Genomic DNA, 24087 nt, shown 5'->3' with positions numbered 1-24087 from the left:
GAACATCTGTTCATTTTTAAAGAATTCGTTGTAGTCAATTCAGGAGGAACGATATGTACGCATACATAAAAGGAAAGTTAGAAGATGTCTTCGAAGACCATCTAGTTATTGATGTATCAGGCATAGGATATGAAATTTATAGCCCTAACCCTTATAATTTTCAAAGACAAATCGAGCAAGAAGTTAAAATATATACATATTTCCATGTGCGTGAAGATGCACAAATTTTATACGGTTTCAAAGAGCAAGAAGAAAAGTCTCTGTTCAAAAAGTTATTGAATGTATCTGGAATAGGTCCCAAGAACGCCTTATCGATTGTCGGTCAGACTTCTGCGCATGATTTTGCATTGGCCATCGAGCATGAGGATGATGGATTCTTGACGAATTTCCCGGGCGTTGGTAAGAAGACTGCCCGCCAGATGATATTAGATTTGAAAGGTAAAGTAGACGAATGGATGCATAGTGGTGGTGCAACTATGACTGAACCTGATGCAGGATCAGTGAATATCACTACGATGTCCACAGAAGGGGCGGACGAAGCTCTTGAAGCTTTGAAGGCGCTTGGTTACTCATCACGTGAAATCAACCGGATTTCGGGCAAATTGAAGGCTTATGACGGCCATTCGACGGATGATTTCGTGAAAAAAGGTCTACAATTATTAACGAGTAAACGTTAAAAGTGGGTGAAAGAATGGACGATCGAATGGTATCGGGTGAATTACAAACAGACGATACACAAGTGGAACAGAGTTTACGACCTTCCACATTAGCACAATATATCGGACAAAATGAATCAAAGAAAAATCTTAGCATTTTTATAGAAGCTGCAAAAATGCGTGAGGAATCATTAGATCACGTTCTGTTATATGGGCCACCTGGACTTGGTAAAACGACAATGGCATCCATCATTGCTAATGAAATGAATGTGCAGTTTCGGACAACTTCAGGGCCAGCAATTGAAAGAGCAGGAGATTTGGCTGCCATTTTATCTTCATTAGAAATCGGGGATGTATTATTTATTGATGAGATTCATCGCTTACCTCGATCAGTAGAAGAAATCCTTTATCCTGCTATGGAAGATTTCTTTCTGGATATTGTCATCGGTGAAGGTTCAAGTGCAAGGTCGGTCCGCCTTGACTTACCACCTTTTACATTAGTAGGTGCCACAACAAGAGCTGGACTCCTTTCTGCACCTTTGCGTGACCGTTTTGGTATACTGAACCGCTTAGAATTTTATAATATGGAGGACTTGAGCCAAATCATCAGACGGACAGCAGATATTTTTGAAATTGAAATCGATGCAGAAGCTGCTGGGGAAATTGCTTCAAGGTCCAGAGGAACTCCGCGTATTGCCAACCGTTTACTAAAACGAGTGCGTGATATTGCACAAGTACAGGAAGAAGCTCAAATCTCTTATGAAACGACTAAGAGAGCTCTTAAAATGCTTCAAGTGGACCAGCACGGATTGGATCATATCGATCATAAGTATCTTCTTGGGATCATTGATAAATTCGGTGGTGGCCCAGTAGGTTTAGACACAATATCGGCGACAATCGGTGAGGAATCACAGACAATTGAGGATGTTTATGAACCATTTTTGCTACAAGAAGGGTTTATACAAAGGACACCACGAGGAAGAGTGGCTACGATGAAATCATATGAACATCTCAATCGGGAGGTTAATAACTCTTGACGGACATCGGGAAGTTATTTATTTTCATAGGAGTCTTGTTTGTCATCATTGGACTAGTCTGGGGCTTAATTGGAAAGCTCCCTGGAGATATTACATTTAAAAAAGGAAATACGACCATATACTTTCCAATCGTGACATCGATTGTGATAAGCATTATCTTAAGCTTAATATTTTTCATTATTGGAAGATTTCGATAGAAGGACGTGCTAGATAGATGAACGTTAATGATTTTGATTTTGATTTGCCAGAGGAGTTGATTGCTCAAACTCCTTTGAAAGATCGAGCTGCCTCTAAATTGATGGTGATTGATCGAGATAAAGGATCTGTAGAAAATAAGCAGTTTCCTTCAGTTGTTGATTATCTTAATCCTGGAGATTGTCTCGTTTTGAACAATACAAAAGTTCTTCCCGCCAGGCTTCTTGGGGAAAAAGAGGAGACAAAGGGAAAGGTAGAGATGTTATTGCTTCACCAAACAGGTGAGGATGAGTGGGAGGCGTTAGTTAAGCCTGCCAAAAAAATTAAGGTTGGAACTCGTGTTTCTTTTGGTGATGGATTATTGACAGCTGAATGTACAGAAATCCGTGATCAGGGTTTACGAATCGTAAAGTTCGAATATGATGGTATTTTTCTTGAAGTACTGGATCAACTAGGAGAAATGCCTTTACCACCTTATATAAAAGAGCAACTGGATGACCGTGATCGTTATCAAACAGTCTACGCGAAAGAAGTCGGATCAGCTGCCGCACCAACGGCTGGGTTACACTTCACAGATGAAATCCTGGAACGTATCAGAGCCAAAGGAATTAAAATTGCTTATCTGACGCTCCATGTTGGGCTAGGTACATTTCGACCTGTGCAAGTAGATGACGTAGAAGAACACGATATGCATTCAGAGTTTTATCAATTGGATCAAGAAACTGCAGATCTTTTAAATGATGTGAAACAAAATGGGAATAGTGTGGTTGCAGTCGGGACTACATCTGTTAGGACCTTGGAAACTATTGCAAGGGATGAACAGGGAAAATTCAAAGGATCAAGTGGATGGACTGATATTTTCATCTATCCTCCTTATCGTTTTCAGGCGATTGATGCAATGATTACGAATTTTCATTTACCGAAATCAACATTAATTATGTTAGTTAGTGCTTTTGCATCTAAAGAATTAATTTTACGTGCTTACGAAGAGGCTGTGCGTGACCGGTATCGTTTTTTCAGTTTTGGAGATGCGATGATTATTTTATAAATGGTAGGAGAATTTAAAATGGCGATCAGCTATGAACATATTAAAACTTGTAAACAAACTGGGGCAAGGCTAGGGCGAGTGCATACTCCTCATGGTTCTTTTGATACTCCTGTTTTTATGCCAGTAGGAACATTGGCGACAGTTAAAACTATGGCACCTGAGGAATTAAAAGAGATGGGTGCGAATATGATTTTATCAAACACGTATCACTTATGGCTTCGACCAGGTGAAGATATCATTGAAGAAGCGGGTGGACTCCATAAGTTCATGAACTGGGATGGATCTATTCTTACAGATTCCGGTGGATTTCAAGTATTTAGTTTGAGTGATATGCGTAAAATAAAAGAAGAGGGCGTGCACTTCCGAAATCACTTGAATGGAGAGAAATTGTTTTTATCTCCAGAAAAGGCGATGCACATACAAAACTCATTAGGTTCTGACATCATGATGGCCTTTGATGAGTGCCCACCATACCCAGCAAGTTATGAATACATGAAGTCTTCTGTGGAACGGACGAGCCGCTGGGCAGAAAGATGCCTTGAAGCTCACCAGAAACCTGACTCACAAGGGTTATTTGGTATTGTACAGGGCGGAGAATATGAGGAATTAAGAAAACAGAGTGCGAAAGACCTTGTTTCAATGGACTTCCCAGGCTACGCGATTGGTGGGTTGTCAGTAGGAGAACCTAAAGATGTGATGAACCGAGTACTCGAGTTCACGACACCTATATTACCTTCTGATAAGGCACGCTATCTTATGGGGGTTGGTTCACCGGATTCATTGATTGATGGTGCTATTCGTGGAATTGACATGTTCGATTGCGTACTTCCTACTCGAATTGCTCGTAATGGAACTTGCATGACATCCAATGGCCGTCTGGTTGTTCGAAACGCTAAATTTGCTAGGGATTTCACACCACTTGATGAAAACTGTGATTGCTACACATGCCGTAATTATACGAAAGCTTACATTCGTCATCTAATCAAAACGAATGAAACGTTGGGTTTAAGATTAACTACTTATCATAATCTTTACTTTCTGGTAAAATTGATGGAGGATGTTAGACAAGCCATAAGAGAAGATCGCCTTGGTGATTTTCGAGATGAATTCTTTGAACGATATGGCTTTAATAAACCTAATGCAAAGAACTTTTAGGAAGGGGGTCAATATAAATGGAAATTCTAGGAACTTTAGCTCCGATATTGCTATTCATTTTGTTGTTCTGGTTGATCTTAATCCGTCCACAGCAAAAACGTCAAAAGCAAGTAAGAGAAATGCAAAGCAACTTGCAAAAAGGTGATCGTATCATTACGATCGGTGGTCTTCATGCAACTGTACACGCAGTAGATGAAGGTTCACTTGTACTAGAAGTGAATGATGGAAACAAACTTACATATGACCGTAACTCGGTCAGAGAAGTTGTTACATCTAACGATTAATTAAAGGTAGAAGGGCGAGTCGTTGAGACTCGCCCTTTTCTTATGCGTTGAGAATTTTTATTCTTCGGTTAGTGATCGTTAATTCGTGTGTAGTGACAGTTAATCTATAATTGGTGACTGATAATTTACCTTTAGTGATTGTTAATCAACGGTTAGTGACCACTATTACACTACTATTGAACGATAAGCCACAACTATTAATTTCATTCAGAACATTCCTTACGCTGTTTTCCTGAAATTAACCCCTACCATGCTACCGATGGTGCTAGCCAGTAAGAAGATTGCAAAGTAGAGTGTTTGATTGTGGTGAACCCATTGGTCGTTAGCAAGAAATTGATATATTAGTATCCCGAAAACGTATACTGCTCCGATCAAGACACCAGTCATCCACCCCTTGTCCATGGTCATCTTTCCGCCAATCAAACCTCCAACCATAAGTATAAGTACACTTGTAATAAAGGTTGTCCAGCGAAGGGTTGAATTAGTCACATCACCAAAATAGATAAAGAGCGCAATAACTAAACTAGTTAGTAGCATGAAGATAACAACAGCTGCTACGCCGAACGTAATAGCCCTTAATCTCTCGTTCAAATCGATTACCTCCTTTTTGTCCTATTTGATAACAATCTATGCATGTTTCAAAGATAAAAGACGTATTTATGGATAAGAACAGTTGTCATGAAACAAAAAGGGGTACATGTCATGGAACCAATACTAGCAGTAACGATTTTCCTTATTAGCTACTTTTTTTTACTAATGGACAAAATCAATCGAGCACTGATTGCTTTGTGTGGATCATCTTTGATGGTTTTATTCGGATTATTTACTTGGGATGATGCTTTATCTTCTTATGTTGACTGGAGCACAATCATGCTCTTATTTTCGATGATGGTGTTAATCGCGATCACTCAACGGACAGGTGTGTTCGAATTTGTTGCTTTGTGGATGATAAAAAAAGTCGAAGGCCGTCCTGTACCACTCTTTATTTGGATTGGGACATTAACGGCGATCGGGTCCGCTTTACTCGACAATGTGACAACCGTTTTGTTATTTGTACCGGTATTGATGCACTTGTTCAAACAATTGAATTTGCCTGCCTTCCCTTACCTTGTAATGGTTATTATCACTTCTAATATCGGTGGAACTGCTACGATGATCGGTGATCCACCTAATATAATGATTGGACAAGCAGTGCCTCATTTTACTTTCATATCTTTCATCATCCACCTAGGGCCTGTTGTCCTCCTTATTTTTATCATCACGATGCTATTTCTGCTTGCATTATTTAAGAAAAAAATCACGAGTACTCGACGTGTCGACCGATCGTATATTGAGAATATTGACCCTCAAAAGTCACTTAGGAAAACACCATTACTCTATCAGTCCGTTATCATATTGATTTTAACGATGGTGGCATTCACACTCCATAGCTCACTCCATTTAGAGCTGACGACTATTGCGATTATGTCTGCACTACTGTTGTTGTTACTGTCTGAGAAAGAAGCTTCATGCGATGTTATATTTCAAAAGATAGAATGGACGACGCTATTTTTTTTCATAGGATTATTCGTCTTAGTGGGTGGATTAGAATCCACAGGCATCATCGACCGTGTGGCATTAATGTTCATTGAAATGACGGAAGGCGATGTAATGGTCGCATCATTCGTTATATTATGGTCTGCCGGAATTTTGTCTGGATTCGTAGATAACATTCCTTATGTCGCATCGATGATTCCGATTGTATACGAATTTCAGGAATTTGGGATCCAGTCAATCGACCCTATGTGGTGGGCACTCGCACTTGGAGCCTGTTTGGGCGGGAATGGTTCTTTGTTAGGAGCTTCGGCCAATGTAGTAGTGGCTGGAATTGCTAGCACGAACCAAGTTCATATACGTTTTGTCCGTTATATGCTGTATGGGTTTTCGATTGTGATTCTTTCACTGATTGTCTCCTCAGTTTACCTGTACGTTCGCTACTTTATGCTCTAACCAAATGAATAAAGTCGTCATCTTAGGAGAACGTACAAGTATTATCTCATGTAAAATAGAGGGACTAAGATGACTAATGAAATCCTCGTGTTAATTATAAGAACTATCGGAGTCTATATCGCTATATTTCTCGTGTTTCGTTTAATGGGAAAAAGAGAAATCGGTGAGTTAAGCGTCATGGACCTTGTCGTATTCATATTACTTGCTGAAATTGCGATATTTGCAGTTGAAAAAACGGAACAGTCCTTTTTCTTTTCAATGATTCCGATGCTTGTGCTTTTGGTCATTCAGCGACTTACTGCATATCTTTCTTTGAAAAGTGTCACATTCAGAAATTGGTTAGATGGGAGGCCGTCCGTTGTCATCCGAAAGGGAGAAATTAATGAAGATGAAATGAAGAGGCAGAGATATAATATGGAGGATTTAATGATTCAGCTTAGGGAAAAGGGGGTCATTGAAGTTAGCGAAGTAGAAATGGCCGTTTTAGAAACCAACGGGAAGCTGTCTGTCTTTGAAAAAAAAGATCAACCACCTGATGTGATTGATCCGTTGATCATGGACGGTCAGTTTCAAGAAGAAACATTAAAATCGTTGTCTTTGACCAAAGACGAAGTCCTTTCGATGTTGAAAAGAAAGGGTTTGTACGAGATAGACCATGTGTCATTAGCACAATTGAATACCGATGGCTCGCTTTTTATCGACATGAAGAATTGATTATTATCGGGTCGCCCTATTTTTTAATTGATTCCATTCGTCGCGTGAGATGATTTGAAATAGAAATAATCCGATGATATAGACGATCGTCATGAATAGGATACTTAATACTAATAAAGGAAGCTCACTCATCGGGGTGAGCATTTTTTGTGAGTATGACCCTGTGAGATACGTAATTAGCAACAAAGAAATCATTTTTAATATCAGTGGTACCGGTAGTGCGAAATGAATAACACGGTAAAGCGTAATAAAGTGCAAAATTGTGACCACTAGTATCCCGACGAGTACAGCAATGACGACCCCATCGATTCCAAACGAAGGTTTCGTTGCGAGTGTCCATAGTATGGTCAGTTTCACCACAGCGCCTATAAGGCTATTGATCATAGCATGTTTCGCGAAGTCCAGTGATTGTAATGTCGCCTGTAGCGGAGCCTGAAAGTATAACAATATAAAGAATGGGGCCATGAAAGTCAGGAATTGGGCTCCATTCACACTGCCATAGATCAACTGTAGAATAGAGACAGCGAACAACATGAATACAATCGTCACTAATCCACCTGAAGCAAACGATAAGCGCAAAGCTTGTCTGATGCGGTAATGGACCGCCCTTTGATGTCCTAATGCATTCTCTTCACTTACTGACGGTATCAAAGCAACTGACAATGAGTGTGTAATGAATGTCGGCAGCAGAAGTAGTGGTAAAACGTATCCTGTTAGTTGCCCATACATTTTCGTGCTCTCTGAGACAGTGTAACCGGCAATGAATAGACTCTGAGATACTAATATCGGTTCTAGAAAATAAGTTACTGAACCGATCATACGATTTCCTGCAGTAGGTAATGCGATCCTCATAATGTTATTGAATGTATCTTTTAAATAATGAAAAGGCGTACTGAAAAGGTGACGTGGGAGCCCGCGGTTATATCTTTTGTAACAGATATAGATGTAGACGAGTGACACGAACTCTCCTATAATCACCGATAACATTGCCCCACCTGTCGCATATGCAAGGCCATATGGAAGAAAGGCTTGTACCATCACGACAACTAAAAAAATCCGGACGACTTGTTCAATTACTTGTGCAGTGGCCTGTGGAATCATATTTTGCATCCCTTGGAAATAACCCCTGAATACAGATGAAATCGCGATGATCGGAATGATTGGGCTGATCATGAGCATCGGGATGTATGTCCGGTCGTCAAGTAGCATTTCTTTTGCAATGATAGGTGCTACATAAATGAATACAACTGTTAAAATAATGCTCAGTGTAATCGTTATGGAGAAAGAGACATATAAAATTTTTCTGATCCGCTGTGATTGCTTCTGTGCATTTGCCTCTGCCACCAGTTTTGAAATTGCGACTGGAATCCCCAATTGAGATAAAGTGATCATCAAAAAGAGAGCAGGCATGACAAGCATGTAAACACCTACACCCTCGTCCCCTAATAATCTAGCTACGACAATACGATTGATAAAACCCAGTAGTCGACTGATCATACCAGCTATGATGAGAATTATTGCACCTTTAATGAAAGTTTGTTTCGTCATAATTTGCTTGCCTACCTTCTCAAAAATATGAAAGTTCGGTACAATAATTTATATGCGTTAAAAGGTACAAGTCATGACAGAGACTTATTATTATAGGAGGCTAGATGCCGTGGAACCAATCGTAAAGCACGTAGACCGCTGGAGACCTTATATTAAGGACGTTTTACAAAGTAAAGTGGACGAGTTACAATTGTTAGGATATGATGGCGCGAACGAGCGCGAGGTGTGGGATTGCTTGATGCAAAAGGTTTGGAGAAAGAAACAAGAAAAGCAGTTGCATGAAGTAATTCAAGATGTTTTACATTTAAAAGATGGAACGTATATGAATTATTTATCCATTCAAGCACAAGCACAAGGGATGGAATCAAATGATTTAGCACAACAAATCGAAGCTCTGAATGAGTGGGAATCAAATAATAAATAAAAATAGGAAGATAGTCTCGTGAAGGCTGAATAAGGGGGAACCAGTACATATGAAACGGACGGGAAGGATAGTTGCCTTTTTTCTCGTCGTCCTATTGATTGGAACGACGATTGGAACGACGACGAATTCGATTGCTAAAGACATACCACTAGGTCTAGATCTCCAAGGTGGTTTTGAAATTCTATATGAAGTAGAGCCGCTGAATGAAGGTCAAGAGGTTAATGATCAAATGCTGAACGCGGTGGTGGAGAGCCTCTATCAACGTGTAGATATTTTAGGAGTAAACGAACCTCAGATTGACATCGAAGGAGACGACCGCATCCGTGTACAATTAGCTGGTGTAAGTGACCAGAATGAAGCACGTGAAATCTTATCGACTACTGCGGAACTGTCTTTTAGAGGAGTAAATGATAAATTATATTTTGATGGTTCACAGTTGGTTGAAGGAAGCGCGATGCAAGACTTCTCAGAATCGAACCAACCTATTGTAACTTTAGAAACAAAAAGTGATTTTGAAAATAGTGATTATGAAAATTTTCAGGACGTTACAAGAGAAATTTCTCAAAAACCAGCGGGAGAGAACTTGTTAGTTATCTGGTTGGATTATGAAGAGGGAGACTCTTTTGAAGAAGAACTAGAAAAGCCAGAGGAAGATCAAAAGTTCATCTCTGCTCCTCGTGTGAGTCAGGTTATTACGGGGAATGATGTGATGATTGAAGGGCAGTTCACAATTGAAGAAGCTCAGCAACTTGCGGATATTTTGAATGCAGGTTCATTGCCAGCGAACTTGAATGAAGTGTATTCTGTCGCGGTTGGTGCTCAATTTGGTGAACAAGCATTTGATAAAACGTTATTTGCAGGTATGCTAGGTATTGTTTTAATTTTCTTATACATGATTGCCTATTACCGTTTCCCTGGTTTAATTGCGACTATTACATTAAGTGCATATATTTACTTGATTCTACTTGTCTTTTACCTGATTAATGGTGTGTTGACACTTCCTGGTATTGCAGCACTAGTACTAGGTGTTGGTATGGCGGTTGATGCGAATATTATCACTTATGAGCGATTGAAAGAAGAATTGAAAGCTGGTAAGACGTTAAGATCAGCGTTTAAAGCTGGTAACAAACGTTCCTTAGGTACGATATTGGATGCCAACATAACAACGATTCTTGCAGCGATTGTACTATTCATTTTCGGTACAAGCTCTGTTAAAGGTTTCGCAACGATGTTGATTATCAGTATATTGTTAAGTTTCATTACTGCCGTATTCGGCTCACGCTTACTTCTTGGCCTTTGGGTGAAGAGTAAAGCACTGAACAAGAAGCCGAAATGGTTCGGTGTTAAACCGAATGAAATCCAAGATATTGAAAAAGGCGAAGAGGTTAAACCGCATTTTCTTGGGAAAACATTCGATTTCGTGCAACATCGCAAAAAGTTTTTTGCTATATCTTTAGCCCTCTTAGTTGTTGGTGGACTCTTCTTATCGATTGTCGGTTTGAATCTCGGAATAGACTTCAAAGCTGGTTCTCGTGTCCAGGTCTTATCCGATCAAGAAGTGACCCAAGAAGAGGTTCAATCACACTTTGATGAGCTTGGTTTTTCTCCCCAACAAATAATCTTGGCGGGAGATGATAATGAAATCGGAATGGCTCGTTTCGACCGAACTCTTTCACAAGAAGAAATCGGTGAACTGAATAATTATTTCGAAGAGGAATACGGTAATCAACCAAATGTCAGTACGGTATCACCGCAAGTAGCAGAAGAACTTGTGATGAATGCGATTTACGCCGTGATGTTCGCTTCGATCGGTATAATCATTTACGTTACCTTCCGATTTGAACTAATCTCAGGTGTCACAGCGATTATAGCTTTGCTACACGATGCATTTTTCATCTTGGCGTTGTTCAGCATATTCCAGTTTGAATTCAGTATTATCATTATCGCTGCCATATTGACGATTGTCGGTTACTCGATCAATGACACGATTGTTACATTTGACAGGATACGTGAGAACTTACGACTTGAGAAGCGGGTCAAATCATTCAAATCTCTAGCAGCAATCGTAAATAAAAGTTTGATGCAGACATTAGCACGTAGTTTTAACACGGTGATTACAGTCGTATTCGCTGCATTGATGTTATTCATTTTCGGTGCGCAAGCGATTACGTACTTCTCGTTCGCCCTCATTGTCGGCTTAATTGCTGGTACTTACTCTTCTCTATTCTTAGCAGCTCAGCTATGGTTAGTGTGGAGAGGTCGAACAGTAGAGTCTAATCCAGTAGATTACACGAAGAAAAAACCATCAGGTGGACCACAAGTATAATAAAAAGTTCCGCACTCCAGTTTGAGGGGTGCGGATTTTTAATCATTATCTAATACAAGGATAGGATTGCGCCACTTATTCTGTTAAACAAAGGTGTTTGTCCTATTTTGGATGATTTAAAAAAGGTGGATATTTTTTCAATAATTCGGGTAAACAAGAAATAACAGAAAGGTAGGAGGTTTTAATAAATGAAACAGCAATCATGGATTATTTTTACATTAGTATTTGCTATCATTATTGCTGTATTCGCTGTTATTAATGTGGATGCAGTCGAAGTGGACTTTCTTTTCACATCAGCTAATGCACCGCTGATTCTTATTATCTTACTTTCAGCATTATTAGGAGGTTTGTTAGTCACTGGTGTAAGTTTTTCTAAATTTTATCAGATGAAGAGAAAGCTGAAAACGTTTGAAAATGAGAAGAGTTCGAGAGATGGTTCAGCGACTTATCAGGATAACAAAAAGGACCGAGAAAAATTTGAGGCTGAAGAAACACCTCAGGATCAGGACCCAACTTATTAATTATTTCTTAAAGTTCTATACGTGATTGATACCCTTGATGAGCTCTAGTATAATGAGTTCGTCAGGGGTGTATTTATGTTAGAAAGTAAAATGAATTGGAAAATACAAACGGAAGATATACATCATTCATTAGATTTGAACATATCACCGGTTTTGAAAAGGATGTTAGCTAAAAGAGGAATCGTAACAGTCGATCAAGCGAAAGCTTTTTTGCGCCCCTCTTTAAATGACTTACACGACCCTTTTTTATTTGATGATATGGAAAAAGTTGTCGAGCGGATCCGTCAAGCAATCGACCAACAACAACCAATTCTAGTATATGGTGACTACGATGCGGATGGCGTTACATCTACATCGGTAATCGTACGCACATTGAAACTTTTAGGCGCAGAAGTTGACTTTTACATACCAAACCGCTTTACAGAAGGTTACGGTCCTAATGAAGCTGCTTTTCAAGAAGCTCATGCGATGGGGTTTGAAGTTATTATCACAGTTGATAATGGCATAGCTGCACCACATGAAGCTAGGGTGGCGAAAGAATTAGGAATCGATCTCATAATTACAGATCACCACGAAGAGCAAGATGAACTGCCTGATGCATTTGCGACTATCCACCCAAGGTTAGCTCCTGATTATCCATTTAACGACTTAGCAGGAGTCGGAGTTGCTTTAAAAGTCGCAGAAGCATTATTAGGTGAACTTCCTAAAGAACTACTTGAGTATGCAGCTATTGGAACAGTAGCAGATTTAGTTCCATTGCAAGGGGAAAATAGAGTATTAGTTTATTATGGATTAAAAGAATTGACGAACTCGAAGCTTCCAGGAATCCAAGCATTAAAACAAATTGCGCGTATCTCTGAAGATGTGACAGAGGAGACGATCGGCTTTGTTATGGGTCCTAGGTTGAACGCTGTCGGAAGACTTCAAGATGCATCATTGGCAGTGGAACTTCTTTTAGAGGAGGATCCTGAAGTAGCTATCGAGATGGCCGGGGAGATCGATCGGCTTAATCAAGAAAGACAAAAAATCGTAGCTAGCATTGCCGATGAAGCTATTTTAGAAGTCGAGGAAAAATTTAAAGGAGATCGTGTGTTGATAGTAGCGAAGGAAGGGTGGAACCCTGGTGTCTTAGGGATTGTCGCCTCTCGTTTAGTGAACACTTACGATCGTCCTGCTATTGTCTTAGGAATAGATCCGGAAACTCATACTGCTAAAGGTAGTGCCAGAAGTATCCCAGCGTTTGATTTATTTAAAAACGGGATGACAGTCAGAGATTATTTCATTCACTTTGGCGGACACTCTCAAGCCGCTGGGATGACACTCTCCTTAGACCAATTAGATCCACTAAGAAAAGCTTTGAATGAAAAGGCATTCAATGATCTAACAGAAGAAGATTTTCAAACGCCACTTGAGATCGAAGATGAGTTGAATTTAGAAGAAATCGACATGGCACTCCCAGAAGAATTGAGCCAGCTGTCACCATTCGGTATGAACAATCCCAAGCCCGTTTTCAAGTTCAACGGCATTCAATTGAGTCAAATGAGAAAAATTGGAGCGAAGCAAAACCATATTAAGTTGTTAGGCCAAAAAGATGGTCGATCAATTGATATGATTGGTTTCCAACTCGGCCAACTAGCTGACCATCTGACACTGAACTCTACAGTGGATGTTGCCGGAGAAATTGAAATCAATGAATGGAACGGCACGAAAAAGTTACAGATCAAGTTGAAAGACCTTCAGTGCTTGGAATGGCAATTATTCGATTATCGTGGTAGTAAAAACTTGCAAAGAATACATGAAAGCATACCAACGAATGAAACAGTGGCTATATATTTCAATGATGCCATCCGGGCAGATGAGACCAAATTGAAGACTTTGAATATTAATGATCCTCAATTGGACGAACAATTAGAAACTGCAAATAGAATTGCTCTACTCGACCTTCCTGATCATTTAGATGTTTTTGAACAAGTCCTAGGGAAGTCAAGATTCCACTCGATTTATTTATGTTATCCGACGAATCAAGGACATTTCTTTTCATCTGTGCCTACAAGAGATCAATTTAAGCAATTGTATGGTATATTGAAAAAGCATCAAACGATCCAAGAAGAACAGAAATTACAATTAGCTCAAGCAAAAGGCTGGAATCAGTCACAACTAGATTTTATGATTAATGTGTTTTTTGACCTGAATTTTGTTAAAATAGTGAATGGTAAAATTGTCTTTCAAGAGGATGTGCAACCACGTCCTTTAACAGAATCAAATACCTATCAGCAGAAAATTCGTTCCATTCAAGTAGAGGAAAAATTACTTTATGCCTCTTATAATGAAATGAAAGAGTGGTTCGAACATCGAATGAATGCCCATTCGAGGGAAGGAGCAGTAGTACATGGATTATAAAGAACATATAACGATTGTTGAGGATTGGCCAAAAGAGGGGATCCGTTTCAAAGATATTACGACATTAATGGATAATGGACCTGCATTCAAATCAGCAGTTGATGACATTGTAGAGTATGCTAAAAAGTTAGATATAGATGTAATTGTAGGTCCTGAAGCAAGAGGTTTTATCGTGGGGTGCCCCGTATCATATGCACTAGCAAAGGGGTTTGCTCCTGTACGTAAAGAGGGTAAACTACCACGAGAAACGATTAAAGTTGATTATGGTCTTGAATATGGAAGCGATGTGCTGACTATTCATAAAGATGCAATCAAGCCTGGTCAGCGAGTTTTAATCATTGATGACTTATTGGCAACAGGTGGAACGATCGAAGCGACGATAGACCTCGTGAATCAGCTAGGTGGAGAGGTTGCAGGTTGTGCTTTTCTTATTGAATTGACTTACTTGAATGGTCGTGACAAACTAGAAGGATACGATGTCTTGACCTTAATGCAATACTAATTTGAAATTTGTTAGATATTATAGAGCTGGCTCTATTAAATAGGGTCAGCTACTATTTTTAAGAATAAGAATTGAATTACTTTACAATGAATGAATTATTTTTAATAATGTATAAAAGGTATTTTGACAGAAATTGACCTAGGTGATGAATAATATGGCTAAACATGAAACTAAAACAATAGAAGAAGTACTCGATCATGCTAGTCGCTATCTCAACGAAAAGGACATAGCATTCCTTAGTCATGTCTATGAATATGCGAAGAAAGCACACGAGGGACAAGTACGTAAATCCGGCGAGGAGTATATTGTTCACCCTGTTCAAGTTGCTAATATTCTGATTGATTTAGAGATGGACCCAGCAACTATAGCAAGTGGCTTTTTGCATGATGTAATAGAAGATACAGGCATCACTTTCGAAGAATTGAAAGATGAATTCGGCGAAGAAGTGGCTTCTTTAGTCGAGGGTGTTACTAAATTAGGTAAAATCAAATATAAATCAAAAGAAGAACAGCAAGCTGAGAATCACAGAAAAATGTTCATCGCTATGGCTAAAGATATCCGTGTCATTTTGATTAAATTAGCTGACCGATTACACAATATGCGTACGTTGACCCATCTTCCTGAGGAGAAACAACGTCGTATTGCGAATGAAACTTTAGAGATATTTGCACCTCTTGCGCATCGTCTTGGTATTTCCACTATTAAATGGGAATTGGAGGATGTAGCGTTACGCTATATGCATCCACAACAATATTACCGTATTGTACAGTTAATGAAGCAGAAGCGACAAGAGCGTGAAGAATATATTGATCATGTAATCAATGAAATACATACGCAATTGAAAGATGTGAATATTACGGCTGAAATCTCAGGTCGACCGAAACATCTTTACAGCATTTATCGCAAGATGGTTCTCCAGCAAAAGGATTTCAACGAGATTTATGATTTACTAGCTGTCCGAGTAATCGTCAACAGTATCAAAGATTGCTACGCAGTACTGGGGATTATCCATACTTGTTGGAAACCGATGCCTGGTAGGTTCAAGGATTACATTGCAATGCCTAAACCGAACTTATACCAATCATTGCATACGACTGTCATCGGACCCAAAGGTGACCCATTAGAGGTACAGATACGGACCGAAGAAATGCATGAGATTGCTGAGTACGGGATTGCTGCGCATTGGGCTTATAAAGAGGGTAAAAGTAACAACAATCCTGAAGATATGGCCAAACAATTGGCTTGGTTCCGTGAAATTTTAGAATGGCAAAATGAGACAAGTGATGCTGAGGAATTCATGGAATCATTAAAAGTCGATTTCTTTTCAGACATGGTTTATGTCTTTACGCCAAATGGAGATGTCATCGAACTACCAAGCGGTTCAGTGCCTTTAGATTTCGCTTACCGTATCCATACTGAAGTAGGAAACAAAACTGTAGGTGCGAAAGTGAACGGTAAAATGGAGCCTCTGGATTATAAGCTTCAGACCGGTGACATTGTTGAAATGATGACATCGAAAAGTTCATATGGCCCATCAGAGGACTGGTTGAAAATCACCCAGACTTCTCAAGCGAAAAATAAGATCAAACAGTTCTTCAAGAAGGCAAAACGTGACGATAACGTAGAACGCGGTCGTGAAATGATTGAGAAAGAACTGAAAAGCATGGACTTGAGTCCAAAAGAAATATTAGTGGATGAAAATATTCAAGTCGCTTTGGAAAAGTTCCATTTCAATCATGTAGATGACCTTTACGCAGCGGTAGGTTATCAGGGATTAACATCACAACAAGTAGTGAACCGTTTGACTGAAAAATTACGTGAAAAAGAGAAACCGACTGATTTAGAAGATTCAATCAAAGAAGTCCAACAAGAAGTTGAAAATCGTAAAAATCGTTCATCTGGATCAGGTGTGAGTGTTAAAGGTGTCGACAATTTATTGATTCGACTTTCTCGATGCTGTAATCCGGTGCCAGGCGATGAAATCGTCGGTTTCATTACAAGAGGTCGGGGAGTGTCTGTTCACCGAGCAGATTGTCCAAACATCTCTTCAGAGGAAGAGAGCCGTCTGATAGATGTAGAATGGGAGAATGAAATACAAAGCCGCAAAAGTTATAACGTCGATCTAGAAATTTCAGGATTTGATCGTAGCGGTCTGCTCAATGAAATTCTACATGTGGTCAATGAAACGAATACTACGATTACTTTTGTTACGGGTAAATCTGACAAAAATAAAATTGCGACAATTCACCTGACGATTTTGATTCATAATACGGATCATTTAAAAAGAATCGTCGATAGAGTCAAACAAATCCGGGACGTCTTCACCGTCCAGCGAATCATTCATTAAGGAGAGTCAGCATGCGAGCGGTTATACAGAGGGTTACAAGAGGATCAGTAGAAGTCGATCAGACTGTAACAGGTGAAATAGAACAAGGATTAGTCGTGCTGATCGGTGTTACTCATGATGACAATGAAAAAGATGCACAATTTTTAGCTGATAAAATAGCAAATCTTCGTATTTTTGAAGATGAACAGGAAAAGATGAACTTATCTGTCCAAGATGTAAAGGGAAAAGTGCTATCAATTTCTCAATTTACTCTTTATGGGGACTGTAAGAAAGGACGTCGTCCGAACTTCATGCAAGCTGCGAAACCTGACCACGCTACTCCTTTGTACGAAGCATTTAATGAAGCTGTTGAAGCTAAAGGTGTCCCTGTTGAAACTGGGAAATTCGGAGAATATATGGCTGTTTCTTTACTTAATGATGGACCAGTCACTTTAATTATTGATTCTAACGATTAAAATCAATATTCTCTTGACAGGAGCATCGTAGCCGTATATGATAGTTGAAACAAATACGATTTATAATACCTTTGAAGGAAAAAGTAGCAATAGCGAAACGGATAAAGAGAGGATTCATCGTAGGCTGAAAGTGAATCCATCACGACCTTTTGTGAAAGACATTCTGGAGGTGCTGCATCGAATAAAGTAGGTGCTAGCCGCAGTCGAGCGTTATCGAATGAAGTGGAAGTAAGGTCTTGAACTTACTTCAATCAGGGTGGCAACACGGGTATATCTCGTCCCTATCAATGAAAATTGATAGGGGCGTTTTTTAATTTCTATAGACGGATGAGGGAGGAAATAATAATGAATATTAATGTTCCAAGAGGTACGGAAGATCTTTTACCAAAAGATACTGTGAAGTGGCAGGCGATTGAGAATGCCTACCATCGCCTGGCTAAAATATATAATTATAAAGAGATCAGAACGCCGATTTTTGAACGGACAGAACTTTTCCAACGTGGAGTAGGTGATACGACGGATATCGTCCAGAAAGAAATGTATACGTTCACTGATCGTGGAGATCGGAGCCTTACTCTCCGTCCTGAAGGTACTGCTTCTGTTGCTCGTGCTTTTGTACAGCATAAGATGCACGGTTTGCCTGAACAGCCGACGAAACTTTATTACATTGGTCCAATGTTCAGATATGAACGTCCACAACAAGGACGTACAAGACAGTTCACACAGTTTGGTATCGAGGCAATTGGCAGTGCAGATCCGGCTGTTGATGCAGAAGTTATTTCGTTCGCGATGGAAAGTTATCAGACACTGGGGTTAAAATCATTGAAACTTGTCCTTAACAGCCTTGGTGATCATGAAAGCAGAGAAGCTCATCGTCAAGCTTTGGTGGATCACTTTAAACCAGTAGAGAGTGAACTATGTGGAGATTGCCAACAGCGACTAGAGAAGAATCCCCTTAGACTTTTAGACTGTAAAGTAGACAAGGACCACCCGGCAATGCAAAATGCACCGTCGATTCTCGATTACCTAAATGAGTATTCAGCTAATTATTTCGAACAAGTGAAAAAACATTTAGACCACATGGGCATTGATTTCGTGGTAGATGAGACATTAGTTCGCGGATTAGATTACTATACACATACAGCTTTTGAAATTATGAGTGAGGCAGAAGGTTTTGGATCTATCACGACACTTTCAGGTGGCGGACGTTATGATGGATTGATTCAAGATCTTGGAGGGCCAGAGATAACAGGTATCGGCTTTGCCTTGAGTATCGAAAGATTATTGATGGCTTTGGAAGCTGAGAAAGTAGATCTTGAAGAAGACGAAACGATTGATTGTTATGTCATTACAATGGGCGAGGAAGCTAAATATGCTGGTAGTAAGATTGTAGATCAGCTAAGAAAAACAGGTATTTCTACTGATCAGGACTACTTGGATAAAAAGATGAAGGCCCAATTTAAAGCAGCTGACAGGAATAAAGCACGCTTAGCGCTGATTATCGGTGAAAATGAGTTGAATGAAGGTATCGCCAATTTGAAAAACCTTGAAACAGGCGATCAGAAATCGATATCTTTAGAAGAAATTGTAGAGAAAGTAAAAGCAGAATTATAGGAGGGATCCATCATGAGTGAAAGAAGTCATTGCGGATTTTTATCTGCAGAACAAGTTGGTCAAGAAGTATTATTGAAAGGTTGGGTCCAGAAAAGACGTGACCTAGGTGGGTTGATTTTTGTTGACTTGAGAGATCGTTCAGGAATTGTTCAAGTCGTTTTCAATCCGGATGAAAGTAAAGAAGCTTTAGAAACTGCTGAAAAAATCCGAAGTGAATATGTTATTGAGGTGAAGGGTACAGTTGCAAATCGTGATGAGAGTACTGTGAACCCTAAAATGTTGACTGGAGAAATCGAAGTCATTGCCAAAAATATAGAAATAATTAACACTTCCAAAGCTTTGCCAATTCAAATTGAAGATGAGACGGATGCTACTGAAGAAGTTCGCTTAAAGCACCGTTATCTTGATCTCAGAAGACAATCGATGCAAGAAACTTTCTTGCTTCGCCATCAAGCGGCTCAATCCATCCGAAACTATCTGGGCGGTAATGGCTACCTTGAAATGGAGACGCCTTATTTAACAAAAAGTACTCCTGAAGGTGCTAGAGATTACCTTGTACCAAGCCGTGTGCATGAAGGGGAATTTTTCGCACTACCGCAGTCTCCTCAATTGTTCAAACAGTTGTTGATGGTATCGGGATTCGAAAAATATTATCAGATTACACGTTGTTTCAGGGATGAAGATTTGCGTGCAGATCGTCAACCAGAATTTACTCAAGTGGACATAGAGACTTCTTTCATGTCACAAGAAGAAATCATGGCTATGACTGAAGAAATGCTTCAAAACGTGGTAAGTGAAGTTAAAGGTGTTAAAATCAACCTTCCATTTCCACGTTTGACATACGAAGAAGCAATGGAACGCTACGGTTCTGATAAACCAGATACTCGCTTTGATTTAGAATTGGTAAATTTAAGCGATTTAGTTGAAAATAGTGGATTTAAAGTCTTCAAACAAGCTGTTGAATCAGGTGGAAAAGTGAGTGCAATCAATGTGAAAAATTCAGCTGATCAATTTTCTCGTAAAGACATTGATAAATTAACTGAATTTGTGAAAATATATGGAGCAAAAGGTCTTGCATGGTTAAAAGCAGATGAAGGCACAGTCAATGGTCCTATTGCGAAATTCTTTTCAGAAGAAGAAGTGGAAGGCTTTAAAAATCGTTTAAGTATTGAAGATAATGACTTATTACTATTCGTTGCTGACAGTAAGCAAGTTGTAGCTGAAAGTCTTGGTGCCTTGCGCTCGAAACTTGGAAAAGAATTAGGCTTAATTGATCAATCAGCTTTCAACTTCCTTTGGGTAACTGATTGGCCTCTATTTGAGTACGACGAAGAGTCGAATCGTTATCATGCTGCTCACCATCCTTTCACAATGCCTCAGGATGATGACATAGACAAGATGACGAATGATCCAGCAAATGTTAAAGCACAGGCTTATGACGTGGTGCTAAATGGATTTGAATTAGGTGGAGGATCCCTTCGTATCTACAAGCGTGAAATGCAAGAGAAAATGCTTTCAGTTCTTGGATTTACAGAAGAAGAAGCGAAAGAACAGTTCGGCTTTTTACTGGATGCCTTGGAATACGGTGCACCGCCACACGGAGGTATTGCGTTAGGATTCGACCGATTGGTTATGTTATTAGCTGGTAAAACTAATTTACGTGATACAATCCTGTTCCCTAAAACAGCATCAGCATCAGATCTATTGACGCAAGCACCTTCAGAGGTAAGTCAAGATCAGTTGAAAGAACTTCATCTTCAGTTGCTTGAAAAAGAAGCTAAGAGTAAATAGTATTATTCTAAAGGCGGCACTTCAGGAATTCTAATTTGACTGGTAAAACCTAATTTTAAAAATAAAAAATTGGATCTATTTTACTACTTGCAAGTTCTTGAACTTGGTCAGTGAATGTGCTATTATTCAATTACACTAAATCACACATCAATCCTAATGTGTTCGTCGAGTCCGTCTAAGTTTTGACCGAACACTTATATCTTAGGGAGTCTGCAGTTTTTATGCGGCGTAAATGCCTTTTGAGGACTTACAAAGCATAAAACAGGACACCCACCTGCCTCGAGCGGGTTCAAAACTCTAAGGATAGACGGCACGATTGGGATTGATTACATAAGAACGAACGTTAGCCATTTTCTGTAAAAGGAAAATGGCTTTTTTATAGGGATAAGCTGATTTTCTCAATAAAGCAAGGTGGACACTTCCTAGGGGGTATGTCCAAAACTAATCGAGGTGGGGACATAACTTAATTGTCTGATTAAAAGATGAGCTGTTTCAAGGAATCGCTTAATAAAAAGGCGCTGTTATCGTTTAATGTTGATTTTATCTAGAAAACTTCGTATGGAGGAGAAACACTTGAAGCTGAGACGCCTGAGGGATCAGCTTAGTGCAAAAATTAGTTGAGCGCAAGCCCCTAGGGACGGCTAAAGTCCGTTACGTCCTGTATCGAACGCCGTCATTAGACCATCCAGGTCGTCACAAGCTTTTGCTTCTAAGCGTTTTGACAATATCAACAATGGACTTTAACAGAGCCAATAAAATAAGCAGCAACTTCTCAGCTGCTGCTTACCTAAATGTAAATCTAGTGTTCTTGCTCTTCATTTCATTTAGCAAGCTTTTCTAAGTTTCCATTCTTCTCCATTTTGAACGCAGGTGTCGACAAAGATGTCTCTTCGTCGAACACTACTCGCTTTCTTGCACGCTCCATAATGTTGATGAACATATCATAATCTTCCTTGATGGCTTGGTTCTCTTCTTTTAACTGATTAAGCTGCTTTTTTAGATGTTCATTGTTCGATCTTAGTAATTGTATTTCCTGTTGTAATCTTTCATAATCTGCTGTCTGTCTTTGAAGGTGCTGGTCAGATGACTTTAATTCTTTTAACTGAGCAATGATTGAATCGATAGATACCTTCGGGGATCTTTCTACAGGCTGTGAAAAAGTCTCTTCTCTTAATTGCGGTGTAGGTTCAGATTCCCAAGGTTCTTGTTCTTGTTGATCAAACTCATTGGTCGTTTCAACTAATTTGGCTACACGCGGTTTTTGAGAGTGTTGAGCTCTCTTTCGCTGTTTGCGTTGACGCTTCGCTAAATCTACTGCTTTCTCATAGTTTTGTCTTACCTCTGCATTCCAACGAAAGCCACAAGCAGCCGCAGTGCGATTCAATTCGTCGCCCACTTCTTCAAATGCGTTTAACTGTGTACTACCTTCTCGTATATGACGTAGAACAGTTTCTGCTAATAATAAGTCATCCTCGTGAGACCATGCATCTTGCCGGACTTTTGGCATATAACCATCTCCTTCTCATTCCACATATTTATAGTGCTTTTGTTTTAATAGATTTCTATTTCTATCATGTGCAATTAAAATTCATAATATACATATATTTTATGTGGATATATAGATTACATGACAGTGACCACTGATATTTTCTTGGTTTCACTCGTCCTTATCTGTCTACTAATTACGCTGATAATGTTAAAATGATAAGATAGAAGAGTTATGCAATGAAGCAACTGAAGGAGCTACAAAATGTTATATCAAGAACCTTTATCTTATCGAATGCGGCCACGAACAATCGATGAAGTGGTTGGTCAAGATCACATGATAGGTGAACATACGCCTTTATATAAAATGATTCAAAACGGACATGTACCTTCAATGCTATTGTACGGTGAACCAGGTACTGGGAAGACTTCGTTGGCATATGCTATCGCAGGGTCGACGAATAAGGAATTCCATGCTCTGAATGCTACGACTGCTGGTAAAAAAGATATAGAGGCAGTGATCCAAGAGGGAAAAATGACGCGGAATGTTATTCTCTTCGTCGATGAGATTCATCGTTTCAATAAAAGTCAACAAGATTCACTCTTGAAGGCTTTAGAAGAGGGTACGATCACTTTAATAGGAGCTACCACAGAAAATCCATACCATAGTGTGAACAACGCAATCAGGTCCAGGTGTGGACAGATCAAGCAGTTGAAGCCTCTTGATCAATCTGCAGTCAAAAGTTTATTACACCGAGCTCTAGCAGATGAAGAAAGAGGTGTAGGTGCGCTTTCAATTGATATCGAGGAACATCATCTAGATAGGATTGCTGAAACTACTGGAGATGGTAGAACGGCTCTCTCATTACTTGAAGACATCGTTTATGCATCTGAACAAATTGATGGAGAGGGTTATGTTGTAACTGAAGAGACAGTGCTCGACTGTATTAAAAACAAAGGCTTTACTCACGATAAAAAAGGTGACATATATTATAATCTTCTCTCCAGTTTTCAAAAAAGTATCCGCGGAAGTGATACGGATGCAGCTTTATATTATTTAGCGAGACTGCTGGAAGGTGGAGACTTAGAAGCGATTACAAGGCGTTTGTTGGTAATTGCTTATGAAGATATTGGACTTGCGAACCCACAGTTGTGCGCAAGGGTCATGCCGGCAATTCAATCTGTCGAGCGACTCGGAATGCCTGAAGCTCGGATTCCATTATCCGTTGTGACAGTCGAACTTAGCTTGTCACCTAAATCGAACACAGCTTATAAAGCTTTGGATACTGCAATAGCTCATGTCCAAAAAGGAGTCACTGGTGAAATACCAGATCACTTGAAAGACACACATTACCAGGGAGCTAAGGATTTAGGTCATGGCATCGAATATAAATACCCTCATAATTATCCGAATAGTTGGGTGTATCAAGAATACCTCCCTGATTCGATCAAAAATGTGAATTATTATAAACCAAATGAACTTGGTGAAGAAAAACGTTATGCCCAAACATATGAAAAACTAGGGAAGTTACGTCAGGATGGGCGAAAAAAGAATCCGAGAAGCTAAACTAGAATGGGTGCAATAATAGAAAAAGT

General features: G+C 39.5%; 21 protein-coding genes, 1 other RNA gene and 1 other annotated feature. Of the genes, 19 read left to right on the top strand and 3 right to left on the bottom strand.

The window, feature by feature from the left end:
* Positions 1-53 precede the first annotated feature (53 nt).
* Genes ruvA through yajC form a run of 6 tightly spaced genes read left to right on the top strand, consistent with a single transcriptional unit; the run spans position 54 to position 4375 of the window.
* Positions 54-677 carry a Holliday junction branch migration protein RuvA gene (gene ruvA, locus CEY16_RS04965; RefSeq protein WP_101330849.1) on the top strand — a complete coding sequence of 208 codons (624 nt, stop codon included), beginning with the start codon at positions 54-56 and terminating at the stop codon, positions 675-677.
* 14 nt (positions 678-691) lie between these two features.
* Positions 692-1693 (top strand): Holliday junction branch migration DNA helicase RuvB, encoded by a 1002-nt coding sequence (gene ruvB, locus CEY16_RS04960; RefSeq protein WP_101330848.1) that lies wholly within the window; start codon positions 692-694, stop codon positions 1691-1693.
* Entirely contained in the window at positions 1690-1890 is a 201-nt protein-coding gene (locus tag CEY16_RS04955; protein WP_420795510.1) for a DUF2905 domain-containing protein, read from the top strand. The genes ruvB and CEY16_RS04955 overlap by 4 nt, the downstream gene beginning before the upstream one ends.
* 17 nt (positions 1891-1907) lie before the next feature.
* Entirely contained in the window at positions 1908-2936 is a 1029-nt protein-coding gene (gene queA / locus CEY16_RS04950) for a tRNA preQ1(34) S-adenosylmethionine ribosyltransferase-isomerase QueA (RefSeq protein WP_101330847.1), read from the top strand.
* Between the two features lie 18 nt (positions 2937-2954).
* Positions 2955-4091: a tRNA guanosine(34) transglycosylase Tgt gene (tgt, locus tag CEY16_RS04945; RefSeq protein ID WP_101330846.1), complete on the top strand. Its 1137-nt coding sequence runs from the start codon at positions 2955-2957 to the stop codon at positions 4089-4091.
* Between the two features lie 17 nt (positions 4092-4108).
* Positions 4109-4375 carry a preprotein translocase subunit YajC gene (yajC, locus tag CEY16_RS04940; protein ID WP_101330845.1) on the top strand — a complete coding sequence of 89 codons (267 nt, stop codon included), beginning with the start codon at positions 4109-4111 and terminating at the stop codon, positions 4373-4375.
* Positions 4376-4594: 219 nt separating this feature from the next.
* Here yajC and CEY16_RS04935 read toward each other — a convergent pair whose 3' ends face one another.
* Positions 4595-4966, bottom strand: coding sequence for a TIGR04086 family membrane protein (locus CEY16_RS04935; RefSeq protein ID WP_101330844.1), 372 nt, complete (start codon positions 4964-4966; stop codon positions 4595-4597).
* A 111-nt stretch (positions 4967-5077) separates the two neighbouring features.
* On the opposite strand from CEY16_RS04935, the gene CEY16_RS04930 reads away from it, so the two are divergent.
* Together CEY16_RS04930 and CEY16_RS04925 are read left to right on the top strand one after the other, a co-directional pair.
* Complete coding sequence (locus CEY16_RS04930) at positions 5078-6364, top strand: ArsB/NhaD family transporter (protein ID WP_101330843.1); 1287 nt, start codon at positions 5078-5080, stop codon at positions 6362-6364.
* Between the two features lie 69 nt (positions 6365-6433).
* A complete protein-coding gene (locus CEY16_RS04925; RefSeq protein ID WP_101330842.1) occupies positions 6434-7078 on the top strand; it encodes a YetF domain-containing protein in 645 nt (214 codons plus the stop codon).
* A gap of 3 nt (positions 7079-7081) precedes the next feature.
* Here the strand turns inward: CEY16_RS04925 and spoVB are convergent, their stop codons facing one another.
* Positions 7082-8626: a stage V sporulation protein B gene (gene spoVB, locus CEY16_RS04920; protein WP_101330841.1), complete on the bottom strand. Its 1545-nt coding sequence runs from the start codon at positions 8624-8626 to the stop codon at positions 7082-7084.
* Positions 8627-8735: 109 nt separating this feature from the next.
* Between spoVB and CEY16_RS04915 the strand changes: the two genes are divergently transcribed.
* The 10 genes from CEY16_RS04915 (at position 8736) to ssrS (ending at position 21333) form a co-directional block, all read left to right on the top strand.
* Entirely contained in the window at positions 8736-9050 is a 315-nt protein-coding gene (locus CEY16_RS04915; protein ID WP_238378751.1) for a post-transcriptional regulator, read from the top strand.
* Positions 9051-9099: 49 nt separating this feature from the next.
* Positions 9100-11376: a protein translocase subunit SecDF gene (gene secDF, locus CEY16_RS04910; protein ID WP_101330839.1), complete on the top strand. Its 2277-nt coding sequence runs from the start codon at positions 9100-9102 to the stop codon at positions 11374-11376.
* 188 nt (positions 11377-11564) lie between these two features.
* The gene (locus CEY16_RS04905) at positions 11565-11897 is read left to right on the top strand and encodes a LapA family protein (RefSeq protein ID WP_101330838.1); all 333 of its coding nucleotides are present in this window, start codon (positions 11565-11567) and stop codon (positions 11895-11897) included.
* A gap of 75 nt (positions 11898-11972) precedes the next feature.
* Positions 11973-14297, top strand: coding sequence for a single-stranded-DNA-specific exonuclease RecJ (recJ, locus tag CEY16_RS04900; RefSeq protein WP_101330837.1), 2325 nt, complete (start codon positions 11973-11975; stop codon positions 14295-14297).
* Complete coding sequence (locus CEY16_RS04895; RefSeq protein WP_101330836.1) at positions 14287-14799, top strand: adenine phosphoribosyltransferase; 513 nt, start codon at positions 14287-14289, stop codon at positions 14797-14799. Before recJ ends, CEY16_RS04895 begins: the two co-directional genes overlap by 11 nt.
* A gap of 154 nt (positions 14800-14953) precedes the next feature.
* On the top strand, positions 14954-17146 hold the full coding sequence (locus CEY16_RS04890; RefSeq protein ID WP_101330835.1) for a RelA/SpoT family protein: 2193 nt from the start codon (positions 14954-14956) through the stop codon (positions 17144-17146).
* Positions 17147-17157: 11 nt separating this feature from the next.
* On the top strand, positions 17158-17601 hold the full coding sequence (gene dtd, locus CEY16_RS04885) for a D-aminoacyl-tRNA deacylase (RefSeq protein ID WP_101330834.1): 444 nt from the start codon (positions 17158-17160) through the stop codon (positions 17599-17601).
* Positions 17602-17663: 62 nt separating this feature from the next.
* Positions 17664-17887, top strand: a binding site (T-box leader).
* A 59-nt stretch (positions 17888-17946) separates the two neighbouring features.
* Positions 17947-19215 (top strand): histidine--tRNA ligase, encoded by a 1269-nt coding sequence (gene hisS, locus CEY16_RS04880; protein WP_101330833.1) that lies wholly within the window; start codon positions 17947-17949, stop codon positions 19213-19215.
* Positions 19216-19227: 12 nt separating this feature from the next.
* Complete coding sequence (gene aspS, locus CEY16_RS04875; RefSeq protein ID WP_101330832.1) at positions 19228-21006, top strand: aspartate--tRNA ligase; 1779 nt, start codon at positions 19228-19230, stop codon at positions 21004-21006.
* A gap of 147 nt (positions 21007-21153) precedes the next feature.
* A non-coding RNA gene (ssrS, locus tag CEY16_RS04870) (6S RNA) lies at positions 21154-21333 on the top strand.
* A gap of 493 nt (positions 21334-21826) precedes the next feature.
* Here the strand turns inward: ssrS and CEY16_RS04865 are convergent.
* Positions 21827-22513 carry an RsfA family transcriptional regulator gene (locus CEY16_RS04865; protein ID WP_101330831.1) on the bottom strand — a complete coding sequence of 229 codons (687 nt, stop codon included), beginning with the start codon at positions 22511-22513 and terminating at the stop codon, positions 21827-21829.
* A 243-nt stretch (positions 22514-22756) separates the two neighbouring features.
* Here CEY16_RS04865 and CEY16_RS04860 point away from each other — a divergent pair, with 243 nt between their 5' ends.
* Complete coding sequence (locus CEY16_RS04860; protein ID WP_101330830.1) at positions 22757-24058, top strand: replication-associated recombination protein A; 1302 nt, start codon at positions 22757-22759, stop codon at positions 24056-24058.
* Positions 24059-24087: the final 29 nt, after the last annotated feature.

Origin of the sequence: Halalkalibacillus sediminis, assembly GCF_002844535.1 — a bacterium.
Taxonomy (GTDB): Bacteria; Bacillota; Bacilli; order Bacillales; family Alkalibacillaceae; genus Halalkalibacillus_A; species Halalkalibacillus_A sediminis.
Note: the sequence above shows the minus strand (reverse complement) of the source record. Positions and strands in the feature narration are given on the sequence as shown.

Excerpts from the sequence above, each read along its gene's own strand:
- ruvA (WP_101330849.1), top strand. The coding sequence starts at position 54 with ATGTACGCATACATAAAAGGAAAGTTAGAAGATGTCTTCGAAGACCAT.
- ruvB (WP_101330848.1), top strand. The coding sequence starts at position 692 with ATGGACGATCGAATGGTATCGGGTGAATTACAAACAGACGATACACAA.
- queA (WP_101330847.1), top strand. The coding sequence starts at position 1,908 with ATGAACGTTAATGATTTTGATTTTGATTTGCCAGAGGAGTTGATTGCT.
- tgt (WP_101330846.1), top strand. The coding sequence starts at position 2,955 with ATGGCGATCAGCTATGAACATATTAAAACTTGTAAACAAACTGGGGCA.
- yajC (WP_101330845.1), top strand. The coding sequence starts at position 4,109 with ATGGAAATTCTAGGAACTTTAGCTCCGATATTGCTATTCATTTTGTTG.
- CEY16_RS04930 (WP_101330843.1), top strand. The coding sequence starts at position 5,078 with ATGGAACCAATACTAGCAGTAACGATTTTCCTTATTAGCTACTTTTTT.
- CEY16_RS04925 (WP_101330842.1), top strand. The coding sequence starts at position 6,434 with ATGACTAATGAAATCCTCGTGTTAATTATAAGAACTATCGGAGTCTAT.
- spoVB (WP_101330841.1), bottom strand. The coding sequence starts at position 8,626 with ATGACGAAACAAACTTTCATTAAAGGTGCAATAATTCTCATCATAGCT.
- secDF (WP_101330839.1), top strand. The coding sequence starts at position 9,100 with ATGAAACGGACGGGAAGGATAGTTGCCTTTTTTCTCGTCGTCCTATTG.
- CEY16_RS04905 (WP_101330838.1), top strand. The coding sequence starts at position 11,565 with ATGAAACAGCAATCATGGATTATTTTTACATTAGTATTTGCTATCATT.
- recJ (WP_101330837.1), top strand. The coding sequence starts at position 11,973 with ATGTTAGAAAGTAAAATGAATTGGAAAATACAAACGGAAGATATACAT.
- CEY16_RS04895 (WP_101330836.1), top strand. The coding sequence starts at position 14,287 with ATGGATTATAAAGAACATATAACGATTGTTGAGGATTGGCCAAAAGAG.
- CEY16_RS04890 (WP_101330835.1), top strand. The coding sequence starts at position 14,954 with ATGGCTAAACATGAAACTAAAACAATAGAAGAAGTACTCGATCATGCT.
- dtd (WP_101330834.1), top strand. The coding sequence starts at position 17,158 with ATGCGAGCGGTTATACAGAGGGTTACAAGAGGATCAGTAGAAGTCGAT.
- hisS (WP_101330833.1), top strand. The coding sequence starts at position 17,947 with ATGAATATTAATGTTCCAAGAGGTACGGAAGATCTTTTACCAAAAGAT.
- aspS (WP_101330832.1), top strand. The coding sequence starts at position 19,228 with ATGAGTGAAAGAAGTCATTGCGGATTTTTATCTGCAGAACAAGTTGGT.
- CEY16_RS04865 (WP_101330831.1), bottom strand. The coding sequence starts at position 22,513 with ATGCCAAAAGTCCGGCAAGATGCATGGTCTCACGAGGATGACTTATTA.
- CEY16_RS04860 (WP_101330830.1), top strand. The coding sequence starts at position 22,757 with ATGTTATATCAAGAACCTTTATCTTATCGAATGCGGCCACGAACAATC.